Here is a 17,023-nt window from a genome sequence, read left to right as displayed (position 1 = left end):
TGGATATGGTGATGTCATTGGTCGCGCCGATGGTTTGAACCAGGTTGGTGCCGGTGACGGTGAAGACGTGGGTGATGCCATCATAGGTTGCGGACGTAATCGTTGGTGCGGTGACGTTGGATACGGTCACGGCATTACCTGTCAGGTCAGCACTGGAGGTGGTGGTGGCATCCCAGGATGCGGCTGCTGCGAGGTTGAAGGTGGTGGTATCAACCGCTGCTGTGCCGTTGTTGTTCAGTATGCCATTGATGGCGAGCTTGTCGGCGGCGTTCAGGGTGACGGAGAAGGCGGTGGCACTGCTGGCAGTGACGTTGGCGGTGGTCAGGGTGTAGGAGCCGGTCTGGCCAGTCAAAGACAGCTTACTTACATCAATGGTGTCGCCAGCGACGATGTTGACGGCGGAGACGGACAATATGCCGGTGCTGGCATCGTAGGTGGAACTCAAAATACTTGGTGCGGCATTCGAAACGGTAATGCCATTGCCAGTCAGGTCGGCGATATTGCCGCCGGTGATGACGCTATCCCAGTCGTCGGCTGCCGCCAGATTGTACGTTGTGGAGCTACCGGCGGAAGACGTGCCGTTTTTATTGAGCAGGTTATCGACGGCAGCAATATCGGCACCAGCCAGTGTGAAGGTAAAGCTGGTAGCAGACGTGACTTCGACGTTGCCGGTCGTGGACAAAGTGCGGGTGGCACCGCCTTCGCCGGTGATGGTCAGTTTGGATATCGTGATGTCATTGGTCGCGCCTATCGTCTGAACCAGGTTGGTGCCGGTGACGGTGAAGACGTGGGTGGTGCCATTATAGGTTGCCGATGTGATCGTTGGCGCTGTAACGTTGCTGACTGTGACTGGGTTTGTGGTATCGGCCAATGGTCCCTGCGAAGCATCCCAGCCAGCAGCAGCGGCCAGATTGAATGTGGTGGTATCAACCGCTGTGGTGCCGTTGTTGTTCAGTATGCCATTGATGGCCAGCTTATCAGCCGCGTTCAATGTTATTGAAAAAGCTGTCGCACTGCTGGTCGTTACATTCGCCGTCGTCAGCGTGTATGAACCCGCCTGCCCTGTCAGCGATAGTTTGGAAACATCAATGGTGTCGCCGTTCGCCATATTGGTGCCGATGACGGACAGAATGCCGGTACTGGCATCGTAGGTGGCACTGGTGATGGTCGATGGCAAACCGGCAGAAGTAAAGGCCCAGGTGGAACTGGACGTAATGCCGGTAAATGACTTGCTGCTACTGTCCAGGAACGAACCGCTGTCTATCAATACATAGTAGCCAGTCTTGCCGAGGAAATTGGCGGCAGGATTAATCGTAATCTTGCTATTGGCACCGCCCGTACCGCTGCTGAATGTGACCTTGCTCGTATCGGTGGCAGCGATGGTTTCCAGCACCGCATTATCTGACTGGCGGTAAATGACGATATTTTTTGCGGCAACTGCAGTAACCGCCGTGCCAAAATCGATCACCAGATCATAGTTGATGGGTACATCAACGACACCATTTGCGGGAGAAACCACTCCACCGAAATTGAAGCTGCCATTATCGGAAGATTCATAGGCGCCAATATCAATTGTGCCACCACGGTTAAATCCACGCGCATCCGTCGTCGGCGCGCCGGTTGTGGTACCGGCACTCACAGCACTGCTGCCACCGGCAATCGAAATAGTTTTTACCGGGCCACCGTTGTAGGCCAGCGTACCCATACTGGGAACGGTGGAAATGGTGCCGGTCAGGTTGTTGATGGTATTGCCGCCACTGCTGGATGCGGTGTAAGTACCCGCCGTGGTACCAAAAATATTATTGGCACCATTGACGGTCAGATTACGCCCCAGAACCAGATCAGCGCCATGGTTACCGACAGCGCCGGTACTTGTATTATTGGCGATCAGGTTATTCGAAAGGGTAATCACACCAGGCGAACCATCCACATGCAAGCCGCCACCATCTGCAAATACCAGATCCGTATTAACGGTAGATTTGCCGATGAAATGATTACCAACAACAGTGTTATTAATGATGCTGCCAGTACTACCAGACAAAGCCGTTACCTGCAAGCCACCACCCTTGCCCGCCACCACGTTGCTAGTACCACTGGTATTATTGGAAAAGGTATTGTTGGTGATGCTGAAGGTACCGCCGCTGATGATGGACAGCGCTGCACCACCGCCACCTGTAACGGCCGTGTTGCTCTCAAAAGTATTGTTCAGCAATATCGCTGAGTTGGCATTTAAATTGATACCACCACCGCTACCAGTCGTGGTGTTGGACTGGAAACTCGAATTACTGATGGTGATACTGCTATTGTAATTACCGTAAGAGGAAAACCCACCACCATAGCCCGAAGAGCTGGAATTTTTTATGACCACGTGATCAATGACCACGGCACCAGTACTCGCCACGACGATGGCACCACCACCACGCGACGCGGTGTAACCGCTACCCGTGGTATTGGTGGCATTGGTCAGTGTCATGCCCGAAATATTCAGGGCAGAAGTATTGGCGGCAGCATAACTGTCAGCACGGAAAATTTGCGAATTATTGTTGCCGCTGATAGTCAATAAATTGCTGCCAGGGCCAATAATGCTGAACGCGTCCGCATCGCTGGTGCCACCAACTTCCAGTGCGCCGCTGGTCAGGGTGATGGTAGCTGCACCACTGGCAAACAGGGCGGGATCAAATACGATGGTATCAGCAGCACCGTTGCCAGTGGCGGCAAGAACCGCATCGCGCAATGAACCTGCCCCGCTGTCATTCAGATTGGTGACCTTGATGGTCGCCAGATCATACTGATACTGTTGTGCTGCGATGGCTGTCGTTTCCACCGCACCGCTATGGTATTCCAGCGTCCAGTCACCATGCACACCTGTGTCATTGGTTGATGCAGCGACATCTGTGCCAGTCGCTTTGGCCAGCTGATTCACAAAATTGGCACCCACATCGCCTTTGGCGACATCACAGCCATACAGCAAAATATCGGCACCTGGTGCCATGGCTTTTTGTATGGTCGCCAGACTGGCCTGATAGTCTGTCAGGTTATAGGAAGACAGCATGGTGTTGCCAACCACCAGATACCCTTCACCGCCATGCGACACAATGTGGACAGCAGTGATATCCGCCTTGCCTTGCAGTGCATCAGCCATTTGCTGTACACCGTTCTTCAGCGGATCAAGTGTAATGACTTCTGTACCCGGTTTGACAGTCCCGATCAGGCTTTGCCAGTTTTGCAGCGTGGTGTCCACAAACACCACTTCGTGGGGTGTTGCAGCAGCGACAGGTGCGGCGACAATGGATGGTGCAGGAACGGCCTGCGCAATAACGAGAACAGGTGGTGCAGCAACAGCCGCCGTCGCCATCACAGACAGACCATCTGCCTGGCTTGGATGTAAAGGGTCAAATGCAAAACCTGGCGAAGAACTGGAAGATGAATTGGTGTCAGCAATGGCTGGATTCAGGGAATTAGTCGGTATCATCTTCAGTTTTCAGTAGAATTTGGAACAAATTTGGCGGTAATGACATTGGCACGGCTACCGGTCGTGTCTTTCCAGAACGATAGCTGGCTGTACTGCTGAAACAAATCGGGGGGCAGGATGGTATCGCGGGCCTGGAAGCTGACTTCGGGCCTGACCTTGTGCAGACCACGCATGCCTAAAGGCGCATCAAATTCTGGCGCGTCATACTGGATATTCTGGAAGTCATGCTCGAATGGTTCGGCACCGATAAAGTCATAAATCAGTGGCAGCACTTTTTGTGGCGCCTGTGCCAGCAAGTCATAATCAATAAGCAGCATGGACGCTGCATGTTCGCTATAAAAAGCACTTTTCAGTGCAGCCCAGGGATAACCCACCATGCGGTTACGCATTGCCAGGGTTTCTACCCGGCTATAGACCGTTGCACGCTCATTGTCGTCATTGAACAGGCGCGTGATTTCGTAAGGGTCAGCCGCGTATTTGCGTTCTATGCTGTCCATCACCCAGGCGACATTGCGCACACAGGCAATGACTTTGGAACCGGGAAACTGGTCCATCAACATCGGTAAATGGGCTGTCCACATGCGGTTGGTATCAAACACCACGCTTTTATCAGCGTGTTCAGCATAATAAGAATCAAACAGGCCACGCACCAGGCGCTTGCGTTCAGGTTTGGTAATGACAGGCCCAAATTCGGTACCGGCGCCAAACTGATGCAGCATACTGGTATATAAAGTACCGACCGGACTGGTCATGCCTGCATGAAAACGCGGGTTTTGCAGCAATAGCGCTGCCAGCAAGGTGGAGCCAGAACGTGGCAGGCCAGAAATGAAGTGATAAGTTGCTTGTGTCATTGTGCCAGATAGCGAAACAAGGCCTGGTCCGAGGGGCAGGCATTATGGTGGAACAGAGAAATAGCTGCATTGCCAAGCGGGCAGGATTCAAACGGGGCTAAGCGGAGTTGAACTGGCACAGTTGATTTCATACACTTATTATTCAGAAACAATGAAAAATAGACAATTTCCGTCAAACGATTCCAAAATGCAACTATTTGCCATTAAAACCCATGAACTATTTCATTACATTAATTAACAAACGTGGAATAGTAGCATCGAAATAATTGGTTTGCACCTAACAAAGTTGTATCCTTTTTCTTACAGTTTACGCAATCGCTCACTTGCTCAATTACGCAGGGTGTTTGCAAGGCGGCATAATAAAAAGATATCAATCAGATAAACGAGAACGAGAGCAATCGGAATTGCAGAAGAGCACCGCGAGCGATTCGTAATAAACCAGGATTCAAGATTCACCGATGGATGAGCGCGGTTCATTACAGACAAAAAAAAACCTGCAACAAGTGCAGGTTTTCAGTTGATTTCGTCCAGCTCAACCCGGGTCTTGCCGGGCTTTTTCTTTATTCAGCAATACGGTTCAGGCATGTGGCTTGATGGTTTCCAGCCACTTTTTGATGCGGTCAGCATCGGCCAGGCGTGAATATTTACCTTTGGAATCGAGGAAGACCATGACGATGGCACGCCCTTCTATCATCGCCTGCATCACCAGGCAACGCCCGGCTTCGGCAATATAGCCGGTTTTTTGCAGACCAATTTCCCATGCAGGATTGGCGACCAATTTGTTGGATGTACCATATTCCAAAGTCCGGCCACCTGGCGCGACCACATATTTGGAATCGGTAGAATACTGACGGATCAGGGGATGCTGATAAGCCGCATTGACCAGCTTGACGAGGTCACGCGCACTGGCGCGGTTCTGGCTGGACAAGCCGCTGGAATCGACATAATGCGTGTCGCTCATACCCAGTTGGCGGGCTTTGGCATTCATGGCACCGACAAAAGCTGGCAAACCACCCACATAATTACGGCCAAGGGCAGAAGCAGCGCGGTTTTCTGAACTCATCAAGGCAATGTGCAGCATGTCAGAACGTGACAGTTTGGCACCTATCTTCAGTCTGGAACTGGTGCCTTTTTCCTTGTCGATATCTTCATTGGTGACTTCAATTATTTCATCCATGTCCTGATGCGCTTCAACAACAACCAGACTGGTCATCAGTTTGGTGATGGAAGCAATCGGCAAGGAGACATCGGAATTTTTTTCAAACAGTACTTTAGAACTGTCCTGGTCGACCACATAGGCAACACTGGATTTAAGGTCCAACGGATCCTGGGTGTTTTTCAGGCCGGCGATATCGCCCGAGCTAGGACGTTCTGGCACTTCGCGTACCAGAGACACACGCTGGACAACCACTTTGCGCTTGCCATTGACAACCACCGTACGCTTGACGGATTTGCCGGAAGCAGCAATCGCCACCACTTTTTTATGGACAGTGTGCTTTTTAACTGGAGTTTTATGTGAATTTGTCGCCGCAACCGCGCTTGCCAGGGGCAAAAGCGTAATCAATGTACAAACCACTGCATGACGGGCAAATTTCACAATCAATGACTCCCAGATCCAATGTACCTTAAAAGAAATTGCAGTGTAGCAAAATCGGAAAATTCTGCAAGTAAAATAAGGAGTTAGCTGTGTTTATTCATTCGCAGCCTTAGACTAAGTTGCAAAATTAATCTGCTTTTTTGACGTATTGCCAAGTAACACACTGTCCTCCACAGTGTGTCAGCAGATCAACCTGGTTTAATCGGCGAAGCGGGTGAAACTGTCGGCGCTGTCGCGCTCGGTCACCAGTGTGTTTTCTATTTTGCTGGTATCGGCATAACCCAGCGACATCCCACAGACCAGCATTTCATTGTCAGGCAATTGCAGTACCTCGGCAATCACTTTGTGGTATTGCGTAAACGCTGCCTGTGGGCAGGTATCAAGACCACGGCCTCGGGCGGCAATCATGATGTTTTGCAAAAACATGCCATAGTCCAGCCATGAACCCTGTTCCATGATGCGGTCTATGGTAAAAATCAGACCGACAGGCGCATCAAAGAATGCATAGTTGCGGCCATGTTGCTGATGCATACCGAGTTTGTTTTCTCGCCCCAGACCCAGCAGGGCATACAGATCCCAGCCCACCTTGCGACGGCGTTCCTGATAAGGGGTAACCCATTGCACCGGGTAATAATTGTATTCCTGCTGATGTCCGCCCTGCCCTTCTGTATTGTGGGCAGCCAGAATAGCCGCCGACAGGACCTGCAGTTTTTCACCTGTCACCACTGTCACCTTCCAGGGCTGGGTGTTACTGCCCGAGGGAGCGCGCGCTGCCACATCCAGTATCTGGCGTATATCTTCACGCGCGACAGGCGTAGGCAAAAAAGCACGTATGGAACGGCGCGAGATAATGGTGTCGTCGATCAGTTGCTGGGTCGCTGATGTAAGCATGGGTATCTACCTGGTGGAAATAGGCTGCGCCAGCCATCTGGGCTGGCGATTGAGTACAAATAACTGGCTTAGTTGGCTTAGTTGGCTTAGCCCGGCTGTATGGTTTGCAACAACTGCCGCATGGGTTCGGGTATGGCCGTAGGCCGGCGGCTGTGCCGGTCCACATAAACATGCACGAAATGCCCCTGGGCTGCAGCACTGTCTTCACCGTTTTTGAAGATGCCAACTTCATAACGCACGCTGGAATTGCCCAGCTTGGTGACACTCACACCGGCTTCCACCACGTCCGGGAAAGCCACCGATGCCAGGTAATTGCACTGGGTTTCAATCACCAGGCCAATCACAGGGCTGGTTTCTATATCCAGCACACCATTGCTGATGAGGAACTGATTCACTACCGTGTCAAACCAGCTGTAATAGACCACATTATTGACATGCCCATAGGCATCATTGTCCATCCAGCGTGTGGTAATAGTGTGGAAATGTTGAAAGTCTTTACGTTGTCTTGCTTCAATTGCCATTGTCTGCTCACTTTTTTCGACTAAATGCGCGTCAGTATCAAACCCAGACTGAAAGTCTAACTGAAAACGCCGCCGACAGAGAGTCACTTCATTTTCTGGTCATAATTGCCATACATAATTGTTTCAGGAAAAGTAAAGGCAGGCATTTCCATTTTCCTGTTTCACGATCGGCATCTGCTCATGTAATAGGCAGATTTTTTATATTGCAATGCACAAATATCGCTTGACTTCGCTATTTGAATCAATAAAATACGGATTATTGCATCGCACAATTTAATTGATATTCATGTAGCGTGCATTGCACCACCAACAGCCATCGCCACTTATTTATTTGATTTCCATTTGATTTCTATTTGATTTTTTCCTACTCCAGGAGATTTATATGTTTACAGCACCTGAACAGTTTTCCGCCGCTACCAAAGCGAACTTTGATGCCCAACTCGCGCTGATCACTACACTGACAGGCAAGGCATTTGAAGGCGTAGAGAAATTTGTAGAATTGAATTTGAATGCCGTCAAATCTTCCCTGGAAGAAAGCGCTGCGACAACCAAGCAATTGCTGGCTGCCAAAGATCCACAGGAATTTTTCAATCTGACAGCGGCACAGGCACAGCCTACCGCAGAAAAAGTATTGGCCTACAACCGCCATCTGGCCAATATCGCGTCCAGCGCCCAGGCAGAATTCACCCACGCGGCAGAAACACAAATTGCTGAAACCAATCGCAAAGTACTGGCGTTGATCGATGAAGTATCCAAAAATGCACCTGCCGGTTCCGAGCAGTTTGTGTCTTTCTTCAAAACATCGATAGACAATGCCAACGCCAGCTACGACCACCTGACCAAAACCACCAAACAGGCAGTTGAAGCACTGGAAGCCAATCTGAACAATGCAGTGTCCACGATTTCCCAGACGACAACCAAGGCAGCTCCTAAAGCGTCCAAGAAGTAAGTTGCAACTTGCCAGGACAGGCTCTCCCCTGACCTGGCAATCTGTCAGTGCCCTATAGTACCGACCGTACCGACCGTACTGACAGCACCACAAAGAAGCCCCGGTTCATTTCAACGTGAACCGGGGCTTTGCTTTTTAATCAGCTGCGTTTACCTGAACAGATCAGGCAAACATGGCCATGACCTTGATGCCGGTCTGCCACACGCCCCATGCCAGCGGCACACCAGCCAAAGTCCAGAAAAATATGACCCTGGCTTTCATGCCCGGATCGACGTGTTGATTGATATGTTGATTGATGTCTTGCATGACAACTCCTATTTTGATGATGTTTGTGGTGACAACATGCCTGGAATGGATGTGTTGGCTGGAATAGCGCTGCTGCGTGGTTCCTTGACGAACAGGTTCAGCACAAATTCAGCCACCAGCAAACCACCCAACACATACACCACGGTTGAATACGCGGCGGCATCAGCCAAACCTTCCGTCTTCACCAGATAATCACGCCCGGCATTCACGACCAGTGGACCGATCACACCGGCCATGGACCAGGCTGTCAGCAGACGACCATGAATCGCGCCGACTTCCTTCTTGCCAAACATGTCCGCCAGATACGCCGGGATAGTCGCAAAGCCGGCACCATAAAAACTCATGACCAGGGCAAACAGGGCAACAAACAGCAACATATTGCCACTGGCAGCCGCGCCAGGAATAGCCCAGTAAGCCAGTGCCCCAACGCCGGAATACATGGCATAGGCCCATTTGCGACCTATCCTGTCAGAAAAGCTGGACCAGATGAAACGCCCCGCCATATTGCACAAAGACAGCAGGCCGACAAAACCGGCCGCAGCAGCGGCAGAAATGCCCACCATTTTTTGCGCCATCAGGGATGCCTGTCCGAGAATACCGATGCCGGCAGATACGTTCAACAGCAGGATGCCCCACAATAACCAGAATTGCGGCTGGCGTATGGCTTCAGAAACCGGGAAATCACCAGCACCGTTGGAAGCGATATGCGCAGCATCCACCTTGCCCGGCACCCAGCCACGCGGCTGATAACCGGCAAATGGAATGCGCGCTATCCACGCCGCCGACAACTGGAAGCCCAGGTACAGCACAGCCATGGTCACGAAGGTGGCAGGAATCCCGCCATATTGTGAACCCTCGCTGAAATACTTCATCAGGTTAACCGCCAGTGGCGACCCCACCAGTGCACCACCACCAAAACCCATGATCGCCAGACCCGTGGCCATGCCACGCCTGTCCGGAAACCATTTGATCAGCGTCGATACCGGCGAGATATACCCTATGCCCAAACCAGTACCACCGATCACGCCATAACCAAGAATGACGACAGGCAGAGACCCCATCAACACTCCCAATGCCGATACCAGAAAGCCGGAAAAGAAACACAGGGCCGATGCCAGCATAGCCTTGCGTGGGCCAACCCGTTCCACCCATTTACCAAATACTGCAGCCGACAAGCCAAGAAAAATAATCGCTACCGAAAAAATCCAGCCTACACTGGTCAGGCTGGAACCCAGCACTTTGACCAGTGGCGCATTGAACACGGAAAAGCCATACGCCTGCCCCAGGGGGAAGTGAATCAGCAACGCCGCAGCGGCCACTAACCAGCGACTATACCCAGGTGCGGCAACTGCACCGTCCTTGCTGAGCGCCATTTTCAGACCATCAAAAGTTCCCATAAATTTCCTTTATTTTTATTTAAAAAAGTCATGCTATTCATGACAAAAATCACGATATCGCATGACATTAATCAAGGTCAATTATGGAAACATATGCTTGCAATAAATTTTTCAAAATCTGGCCAGCACCCCGGAGAGACAGCGTGTATCAGGGTTTACCACTGATGGTGACGATTGACAGCACGTTTTTCAGGCTGCGGATGCAAGACAGGACAGGGACAGGATAGAGCCGGATAAATTACGCGGCCAATTGTTCTTTACGACGGGAAAATGGCAGAAGCAATACGCCGGAAAATTGTCCTGCACAGCGGAACAACATCCAACCCACCCAACCCATCCAGCAGATTGGATGGAGGCAATCCGTGCGCGTCAACATCCGTCAGGCTGGTGACGTCAAACATGCGAACACCAGCCTGTCAGGAATAATCATTTTGCAGATGCAGCACAACTATTGCAGGTGACCTGGATGGAAATCGTTGCCAGTTGCTGATCGAATTGCGCGACCTTGGCCTGATTGTGCAGATGCTCACTCAACTGCCTGTCAGCAACGACAATGGCGCGCTGGCATTCGCGACAGGTGAACGTGTATGAGGGTGGCGGCAAAATTGCCGGTGCGATGAGATAACGTGATTTGCCGGTACCATGGCCAACATCCCATTCGCGCTGCAGCAACTTGCATTGTTCAAGATCATTTAACACCCGGTAGATGGTGCCAAGACTGACCCTGATACCAAGGCTGTCGAGTTCCCTGAAGATAGATTCCGCGCTCAGCGGCAACTGTGGTGACGCCAGCAGAACCTGCAAGATACACACCCGAGCACTGGTTGGACGCAAACCCAGCTTGCGCAATTTGGCAAACAGATCGGTGCTGCCCTTCAATTCCTGAATTTCAGTTTTATCCTCATTTTTATCCTCATCCGGCAGATACGGCTCTTTATCCATGTGCATCGTCTTGGTATGTGAAATTTCAGGAGGCACGTCAGCCCGGCTGGCGCGTGGCGCTGCATCATAGCCGGACAATAATTAAGGAATCATTAAGAATTGACACCTGCGCGGCATACAGGCAACAGTATCCAAAAATATATTTTTTGCGTTGCATGGCTTTCGTATTACGAACGATAATGAGATTGCTTCTCATTTACATCAACGATTGAAATTATGCAACTTACTCATTCTCCCCGCCTTTCCCCATTGTCCCTGATGCTGCGCCTGGCTTTTGCCGGTGCTGCCCTGTCCAGCAGCATCACGTATGCGGCTGATGCAGAACCGCTTAAAAACGATGCCACCCTGCCTACTGTCACCGTCAGCGGTAAAACCGAAGCCAACAGCTATGCTGTAAAGCGCACCAGCACGGCAACCAAGACCGATACGGCATTGCGTGACACGCCACAAACCATCACAGTCATCAACGAAGCCCTGATCAAGGACCAGGCGATGCAAAGCATGGCAGACGTTGCCCGTTATGTGCCTGGCATAGGCATGGCCAACGGCGAAGGCAACCGTGATGCGCCTATCTTCCGTGGCAGCACTAATGCTTCCGGCGATTTTTATATCGATGGCGTGCGTGATGACGTTGAGTACTATCGTGACCTGTACAACGCCGAACGTGTTGAAGCCCTGACCGGTCCCAACGCCATGATCTTTGGCCGTGGCGGCTCAGGCGGCATCATCAACCGCGTATCGAAACAGGCCAACTGGCTGACCACACGTGCAGTTGACCTGACACTGGGTTCATACAGCAATCGCCGCCTGACCGCAGATGTGGGGCAGGCGATCAATGACACCGTCGCATTCCGTGTCACTGGCCTGGTGGAAGATTCTGAAGGGTATCAACGCAATTTCAGCCTGAAGCGCTCAGGCATCAACCCGACACTGGCCATACGCCCTGCCAAGGGTGCCAGCATCGTACTGGGTTATGAGCATTTTGAAGACAAACGTACCGCTGACCGTGGCGTGCCATCCTATCTGGGCCAGCCGCTGGATGTCCCGGTCAATACGTTCTTTGGTGATGCCAGTGGCGACAGCCGCCCTACCCGCCTGCAATCCGATGCTGTCAGCAGCGTGATTGACTACGATTTCGGCAATGGCGTCCACATCTCCAACAAGACGCGCTATACCGACTATGACAAGCTCTACCAGAACTACAATGCCGGTGCAATCAACCTGAAAACCAATCTGGTTCCCATCAGCGCCTATAACAATCACCAGTGGCGTAAAAACCTGTTCAACCAGACTGATGTGAACTTTGATATCAACAGTGGCGATATCAAACACCGCATCCTGGTCGGTATGGAACTGGGTCAGCAAGATACCGATTACCTGCGCAAAACCGGCCTGTTCTCAAACAACGCGACCTCGATCAATGTCCCGCTGGCCAGCCCGGATGGCGCCTTGCCCGTCAATTATGTGCTGGGTGGCAGCAATTCTGACCGTGACGGTTCCAGCAGCGCCAGGATCGCGGGTTTCTACGCACAGGACCAGATCATCCTGTCACCACAATGGCAGTTCATCGCCGGTCTGCGTTTTGACAGTTTCAAACTGGATTACCGCAACAACCGTCCGAACGGCGTCTTGTCGCTGCTGTCGGCACCAGCCAGTCTGTCGAGTAAGGACAACCTGGTCTCGCCACGGGTTGGCATCATCTACAAACCGGTGGAAGCGGTATCGCTGTATGCCAATTACAGCGTGGCATCCTTCCCGCGCGGGGGTGACCAGTTGAGCAGTCTGAGCAGTATCAACCAGGCCCTGAAACCGGAAAAATTCATCAACTATGAATTGGGTGGCAAGTGGGAAATCAATCCTGACCTGATGGCCACGGTGGCACTTTATCGTCTGAACCGCAATAATGTGGCAGTCGTTAATCCGGCTACCGGCATTGCAGATCAACTGGTGGATGGTCAACGCACCAATGGCATAGAAATAGGCATCAGCGGTAACGTGACCAAGGAATGGAGCATCAACGGCGGCTATGCCCACCAGGATGCAAAACTGCTGGCGACGGCCTCTGCCACCGCACTGAATGGCGCAACAGTCGGCGGTGTTCCGAAAGACACTTTCGCCCTGTGGAACCGCTACAACGTCACACCTGCAATGGGTGCCGGTCTGGGTGTTATCTACCGCAGCGACATATTTGCTTCCACCAGCAATACGGTCACGCTGCCAGCCTATACCCGTATTGATGCAGCCCTGTTCTACACCATCAATAGCAACTTCAAGCTGCAATTGAATGTGGAAAACCTGACGGACAAGAAATACTATGCCTTCGCCAACGGTGACAACAATATCACCCCCGGTTCGCCACGTGCTTACCGCGTCAGCCTGCACGCAAACTTCTAAACCGGCAGTCTGACTTCAGCAAGGCCCGTGTTGCCATCAGCGACGCGGGCCTTGTTTGTTTTGATGAATTTTTAATGCATTTTTACGCATTTTTAATACCTATCAGGGAAACACCACCGTGACCGTCAGGCCGCCCTCTCCCGGACTATCAGTCAGGTAGATGGCGGCCCGGTGATGATCAGCAATATTGCGTACGATGGACAAACCCAGTCCACAACCCCACACATCATTGCCGTCAGGGCGATAAAACCGGTCAAACAGACGTGTCCGGTAAGATTCAGCCACCCCGGGGCCATTGTCCCGCACACATAATACGGCCCTGCCATTTTCATAGCTTGCCAGCAAATCCACGCGACCGCCCTGCTGGGTGTAGCGCAAGGCATTGTCGACCAGGTTATTCAGCAGCACATGCAGGCTGTCCTTGTTGGCCTGTACCACCACGACATCGGATGTACCAGATGGCTCTACCCCCAGGTCGATTGCACGGCTGTCGGCAAATGCCGAATGATCCATCACGGCGGTCTGCAAAAGCTGCCCCAGGTCCACGGCCTGTATATGGGCGGCCGTGTAGCCGGTTTCATGTCTGGCCAGGCTTAACAGTTGCTGTACCAGATGGGTGCTGCGGTCCAGTCGTTCATGCAGCCGGGCCAGCGCGTGCGCGCGCGTTTCGTCATTGCTGGCACGTTCGACCAGTTGCAGTTGCAGCTTCAGCGCAGCCAGGGGAGAACGAAGTTCATGCGCGGCGTCTGCAACAAAAATGCGTTGCGCTGTCAGGGCATCATCAAACTTGCCCAACAAGCCATTGAGCGCCAGGACGATGGGGCGCAATTCCGGCGACAGCCCTTCACTGTCGAGCGGCTGCAACACCGTGGGTGAACGCCCGGCCACGGCTTGCGCCAGCCTTTCCAGTGGCCGCAGGGCGCGACCAACAACCACCAGCACCAGACCCGCCAGGATGACAACAAACACCAGCAAAGGTGAGCAGGCGCGCAGTGCCATACTGGCCGCCAGCTTGTCACGTGCGCTTGTCAATTGCGCCACCTGCACATAACGGTCATGCCGCGTTTCGCCATAGATGCGCCAACGTTCACCATGCAGGCTCACTACGCTAAAACCATGGATCTGATAGCGTGGCAACAAGGGTTGCCCCGGTGAAGCATGCAAGAGCGCGCCACGGCGATCCCAGGCCTGCATGACATATTCTTCTTCCGGGTCTTCGGCAGCAGGCAAGCCGGAATTGGCGGCGAACTCGTTCGGCAGGGCGGTGGCCAGTTGTCTTAGCTGCAGATCGGCCAGTTCATTGGTTTCTTCCAGCAGCGAGTGATACAACACGGCGATCGCCCCGGTAGCACACAGCAGGGTGGCGCACAACAGGCCAAGCAATAACTGTTGACGTATGGTTTTCATGGAATGGCCGCTATCTTGTAACCTACGCCACGCACGTTCTTGATCAGGGCGGTGCCAAATTTTTTGCGCAGGTGGTGCACATACACATCCACGGCATTGCTTTCCACTTCAGAATTCCAGCCATATAATTTTTCTTCCAGCTGGCTCTTGGTGACGACACTGCCCGGATTGTCCAGCAACGCCCGCAAGACGGAAAATTCACGTGCCGACAAATGCACCTGAGCGCCATCGAAAGTTACTTCATGGCTGGCCAGGTTGAGTACCAGTGAACCATGCTGTATGACCGAATGCGTGCGTGCCACCCGGCGACGCAGCAGGGCACGTACCCTGGCCAGCATCTCATCCAGGTCAAAGGGTTTGACCAGGTAATCATCGGCACCACCATCCAGCCCCTGAATGCGGGAAGAGGTACTGTCACGCGCAGTGATGATCAGGACCGGCATGTCAGCACCACGCGCCCGCAGCCCTTGCAAGACATCCAGTCCTTCCTTGCCGGGCAGGCCCAGATCTAGCAGCAACAAATCATAGTCGACACCGATCATGGCCAAATCTGCATCACGGCCATCACGCACCCAGTCAACGGCGTAGTTTTCACCACGCAAGCCTTCCTGAATGCTTTCCCCTATCATGGGGTCATCTTCCACCAGCAACAAACGCACGACCAGTCCTTTCACACTGCCAAGGCATCATCTTAGCCTGCCTGCAGGCAAAAAAATACCTGCAATCGCTTGCAGGTATTTCAAATGCCCGGCACAGAATACACTGTACTTGAGGGCTACCTTACTTCAACCGGTATCAGCCTTCGCCCAGATAAGCCGCCTGTACTTTAGGGTCGTTCAGCATGTCTTTGGCATTGCCACTCATGGTGATGGCACCTGAATCCATGACATAGCCACGGTGCGCTGCCTGCAAAGCCAGTTTGGCATTCTGTTCCACCAGCAAGATGGTGATACCCTGGGCAGATACATTACGCACGACTTCAAAAATCTTTTCCACCATGATCGGTGACAAACCCATCGATGGTTCATCCAGCAGCAGCAGGTTGGGATGGCTCATCAGCGCACGCGCCATGGCCAGCATTTGCTGCTCACCACCCGACAGGGTACCGGCCAGCTGCGCAGCACGTTCTTTCAGGCGCGGGAACACGGCAAACCATTTTTCGATATCGGCTGCGATACCAGCCTTGTCATCACGAATATAGGCACCCATCATCAGGTTTTCCTGGATCGTCATTCGGGTAAATACACCACGGCCTTCAGGTACCATGGCCAGGTGGTTTTTCACCATCTCAAAGGAGTTCACGCCTTTGATGGATTTACCCAGGTAAACAATATCGCCTTCCACCTTGCAGCTGGGCAGCGTGGAGGTAATGGCTTTCAGTGTGGTGGTCTTGCCGGCACCATTGGCACCGATCAGGGTAATCAGTTCACCCTTGTTGACTTCCAGGTCGATTCCCTTAACGGCCTTGATACCGCCGTAAGCAACTTTCAGATTGCTTATCTTTAATACGTTCTCAGCCATTAGTGACCTCCTCCCAAATACGCTTCGATAACTGCCGGATTTTTCTGTATATCTGCTGGCAAGCCTTCTGCAATCGGCTTGCCGTAATCCAGCACAGTCATCCTGTCGCACAACCCCATCATCAGTTTTACATCATGCTCAATCAGCAGGATGGTCTTGCCCTCGGCCTTGATCTTGACCAGCAGTTCACGCAGGGCGAGTTTTTCTGTGGCATTCATACCGGCAGCAGGTTCATCCAGTGCCAGCAATTTCGGATCTGTCGCCAGTGCACGTGCGATTTCCAGACGACGCTGGTCACCATACGACAAGAACTTGGAAGTACGGTCAGCAAATGCCCCGATGCCGACAAAATCCAGCAGTTCCTGGGCACGCTGACGGACTTCGGCTTCTTCCCTGCGTGCCGCCGGATGGCGGAATACGGCACCAAATACGCCCTGATGGGTACGTATGTGGCGGCCAACCATGACGTTTTCCAGCGCCGTCATTTCACCAAACAGGCGGATGTTCTGGAAAGTACGGGCGATACCTGCCTTCGCCACTTCATGCGGGGCGGAAGGTGAATACGGTTTGCCATCCAGTTCAAACGTGCCGGTGTCAGGCTGATACAGGCCGGTGATCAAATTAAAGAAGGTTGTCTTGCCAGCACCGTTAGGACCAATCAGACCATAGATCTGGCCTTTCTTGATATTGATGCCAACGTTGGACAATGCCTGCAAGCCGCCAAAACGTTTATTGGCGCCTTCGATTTTTAAGATAGTCTGTTCAATCATCTTGA

General features: G+C 52.4%; 15 protein-coding genes. 2 read left to right on the top strand and 13 right to left on the bottom strand.

What is annotated here, in order from left to right; genetic code table 11:
• The 5 genes from H8L32_RS12815 to H8L32_RS12795 form a co-directional block, all read right to left on the bottom strand.
• On the bottom strand, positions 1–3,472 hold a 3,472-nt coding region (locus tag H8L32_RS12815; protein ID WP_186947604.1), incomplete at its 3' end, for a DUF4347 domain-containing protein.
• A 2-nt stretch (positions 3,473–3,474) separates the two neighbouring features.
• On the bottom strand, positions 3,475–4,323 hold the full coding sequence (locus tag H8L32_RS12810) for a sulfotransferase (RefSeq protein ID WP_186947603.1): 849 nt from the start codon (positions 4,321–4,323) through the stop codon (positions 3,475–3,477).
• A 577-nt stretch (positions 4,324–4,900) separates the two neighbouring features.
• Positions 4,901–5,923: a D-alanyl-D-alanine endopeptidase gene (gene pbpG, locus H8L32_RS12805; RefSeq protein ID WP_186947641.1), complete on the bottom strand. Its 1,023-nt coding sequence runs from the start codon at positions 5,921–5,923 to the stop codon at positions 4,901–4,903.
• Between the two features lie 195 nt (positions 5,924–6,118).
• Positions 6,119–6,811: a nitroreductase gene (locus H8L32_RS12800; protein WP_186947602.1), complete on the bottom strand. Its 693-nt coding sequence runs from the start codon at positions 6,809–6,811 to the stop codon at positions 6,119–6,121.
• A gap of 86 nt (positions 6,812–6,897) precedes the next feature.
• Positions 6,898–7,332 (bottom strand): acyl-CoA thioesterase, encoded by a 435-nt coding sequence (locus H8L32_RS12795; RefSeq protein WP_186947601.1) that lies wholly within the window; start codon positions 7,330–7,332, stop codon positions 6,898–6,900.
• Positions 7,333–7,714: 382 nt separating this feature from the next.
• On the opposite strand from H8L32_RS12795, the gene H8L32_RS12790 reads away from it, so the two are divergent.
• Positions 7,715–8,281 carry a phasin family protein gene (locus H8L32_RS12790; protein WP_186947600.1) on the top strand — a complete coding sequence of 189 codons (567 nt, stop codon included), beginning with the start codon at positions 7,715–7,717 and terminating at the stop codon, positions 8,279–8,281.
• A 162-nt stretch (positions 8,282–8,443) separates the two neighbouring features.
• Here the strand turns inward: H8L32_RS12790 and H8L32_RS12785 are convergent, their stop codons facing one another.
• From H8L32_RS12785 to H8L32_RS12770, 4 genes are all read right to left on the bottom strand, one after another.
• Positions 8,444–8,587 (bottom strand): MFS transporter small subunit, encoded by a 144-nt coding sequence (locus H8L32_RS12785; RefSeq protein ID WP_186947642.1) that lies wholly within the window; start codon positions 8,585–8,587, stop codon positions 8,444–8,446.
• A gap of 8 nt (positions 8,588–8,595) precedes the next feature.
• The gene (locus H8L32_RS12780) at positions 8,596–9,984 is read right to left on the bottom strand and encodes an OFA family MFS transporter (protein WP_186947599.1); all 1,389 of its coding nucleotides are present in this window, start codon (positions 9,982–9,984) and stop codon (positions 8,596–8,598) included.
• A 257-nt stretch (positions 9,985–10,241) separates the two neighbouring features.
• Positions 10,242–10,385: a hypothetical protein gene (locus tag H8L32_RS12775; protein ID WP_186947598.1), complete on the bottom strand. Its 144-nt coding sequence runs from the start codon at positions 10,383–10,385 to the stop codon at positions 10,242–10,244.
• 25 nt (positions 10,386–10,410) lie between these two features.
• A complete protein-coding gene (locus H8L32_RS12770) occupies positions 10,411–10,932 on the bottom strand; it encodes a Fur family transcriptional regulator (RefSeq protein ID WP_222619338.1) in 522 nt (173 codons plus the stop codon).
• 210 nt (positions 10,933–11,142) lie between these two features.
• On the opposite strand from H8L32_RS12770, the gene H8L32_RS12765 reads away from it, so the two are divergent.
• Entirely contained in the window at positions 11,143–13,320 is a 2,178-nt protein-coding gene (locus tag H8L32_RS12765; RefSeq protein WP_186947596.1) for a TonB-dependent receptor, read from the top strand.
• Positions 13,321–13,422: 102 nt separating this feature from the next.
• Here H8L32_RS12765 and H8L32_RS12760 read toward each other — a convergent pair whose 3' ends face one another.
• The 4 genes from H8L32_RS12760 to H8L32_RS12745 form a co-directional block, all read right to left on the bottom strand.
• Positions 13,423–14,727, bottom strand: a complete 1,305-nt coding sequence (locus H8L32_RS12760) for an ATP-binding protein (protein ID WP_186947595.1) — start codon at positions 14,725–14,727, stop codon at positions 13,423–13,425.
• The gene (locus H8L32_RS12755) at positions 14,724–15,386 is read right to left on the bottom strand and encodes a response regulator (protein ID WP_186947640.1); all 663 of its coding nucleotides are present in this window, start codon (positions 15,384–15,386) and stop codon (positions 14,724–14,726) included. Before H8L32_RS12755 ends, H8L32_RS12760 begins: the two co-directional genes overlap by 4 nt.
• 136 nt (positions 15,387–15,522) lie before the next feature.
• On the bottom strand, positions 15,523–16,248 hold the full coding sequence (locus H8L32_RS12750; RefSeq protein WP_186947594.1) for an ABC transporter ATP-binding protein: 726 nt from the start codon (positions 16,246–16,248) through the stop codon (positions 15,523–15,525).
• On the bottom strand, positions 16,248–17,018 hold the full coding sequence (locus tag H8L32_RS12745) for an ABC transporter ATP-binding protein (RefSeq protein ID WP_186947593.1): 771 nt from the start codon (positions 17,016–17,018) through the stop codon (positions 16,248–16,250). Before H8L32_RS12745 ends, H8L32_RS12750 begins: the two co-directional genes overlap by 1 nt.
• Between the last annotated feature and the right edge of the window lie 5 nt (positions 17,019–17,023).

This window comes from Undibacterium hunanense (genome assembly GCF_014284335.1).
Classification (GTDB): Bacteria; Pseudomonadota; Gammaproteobacteria; order Burkholderiales; family Burkholderiaceae_D; genus Undibacterium; species Undibacterium hunanense.
This window is presented reverse-complemented; position numbering and strand designations above follow the sequence as displayed.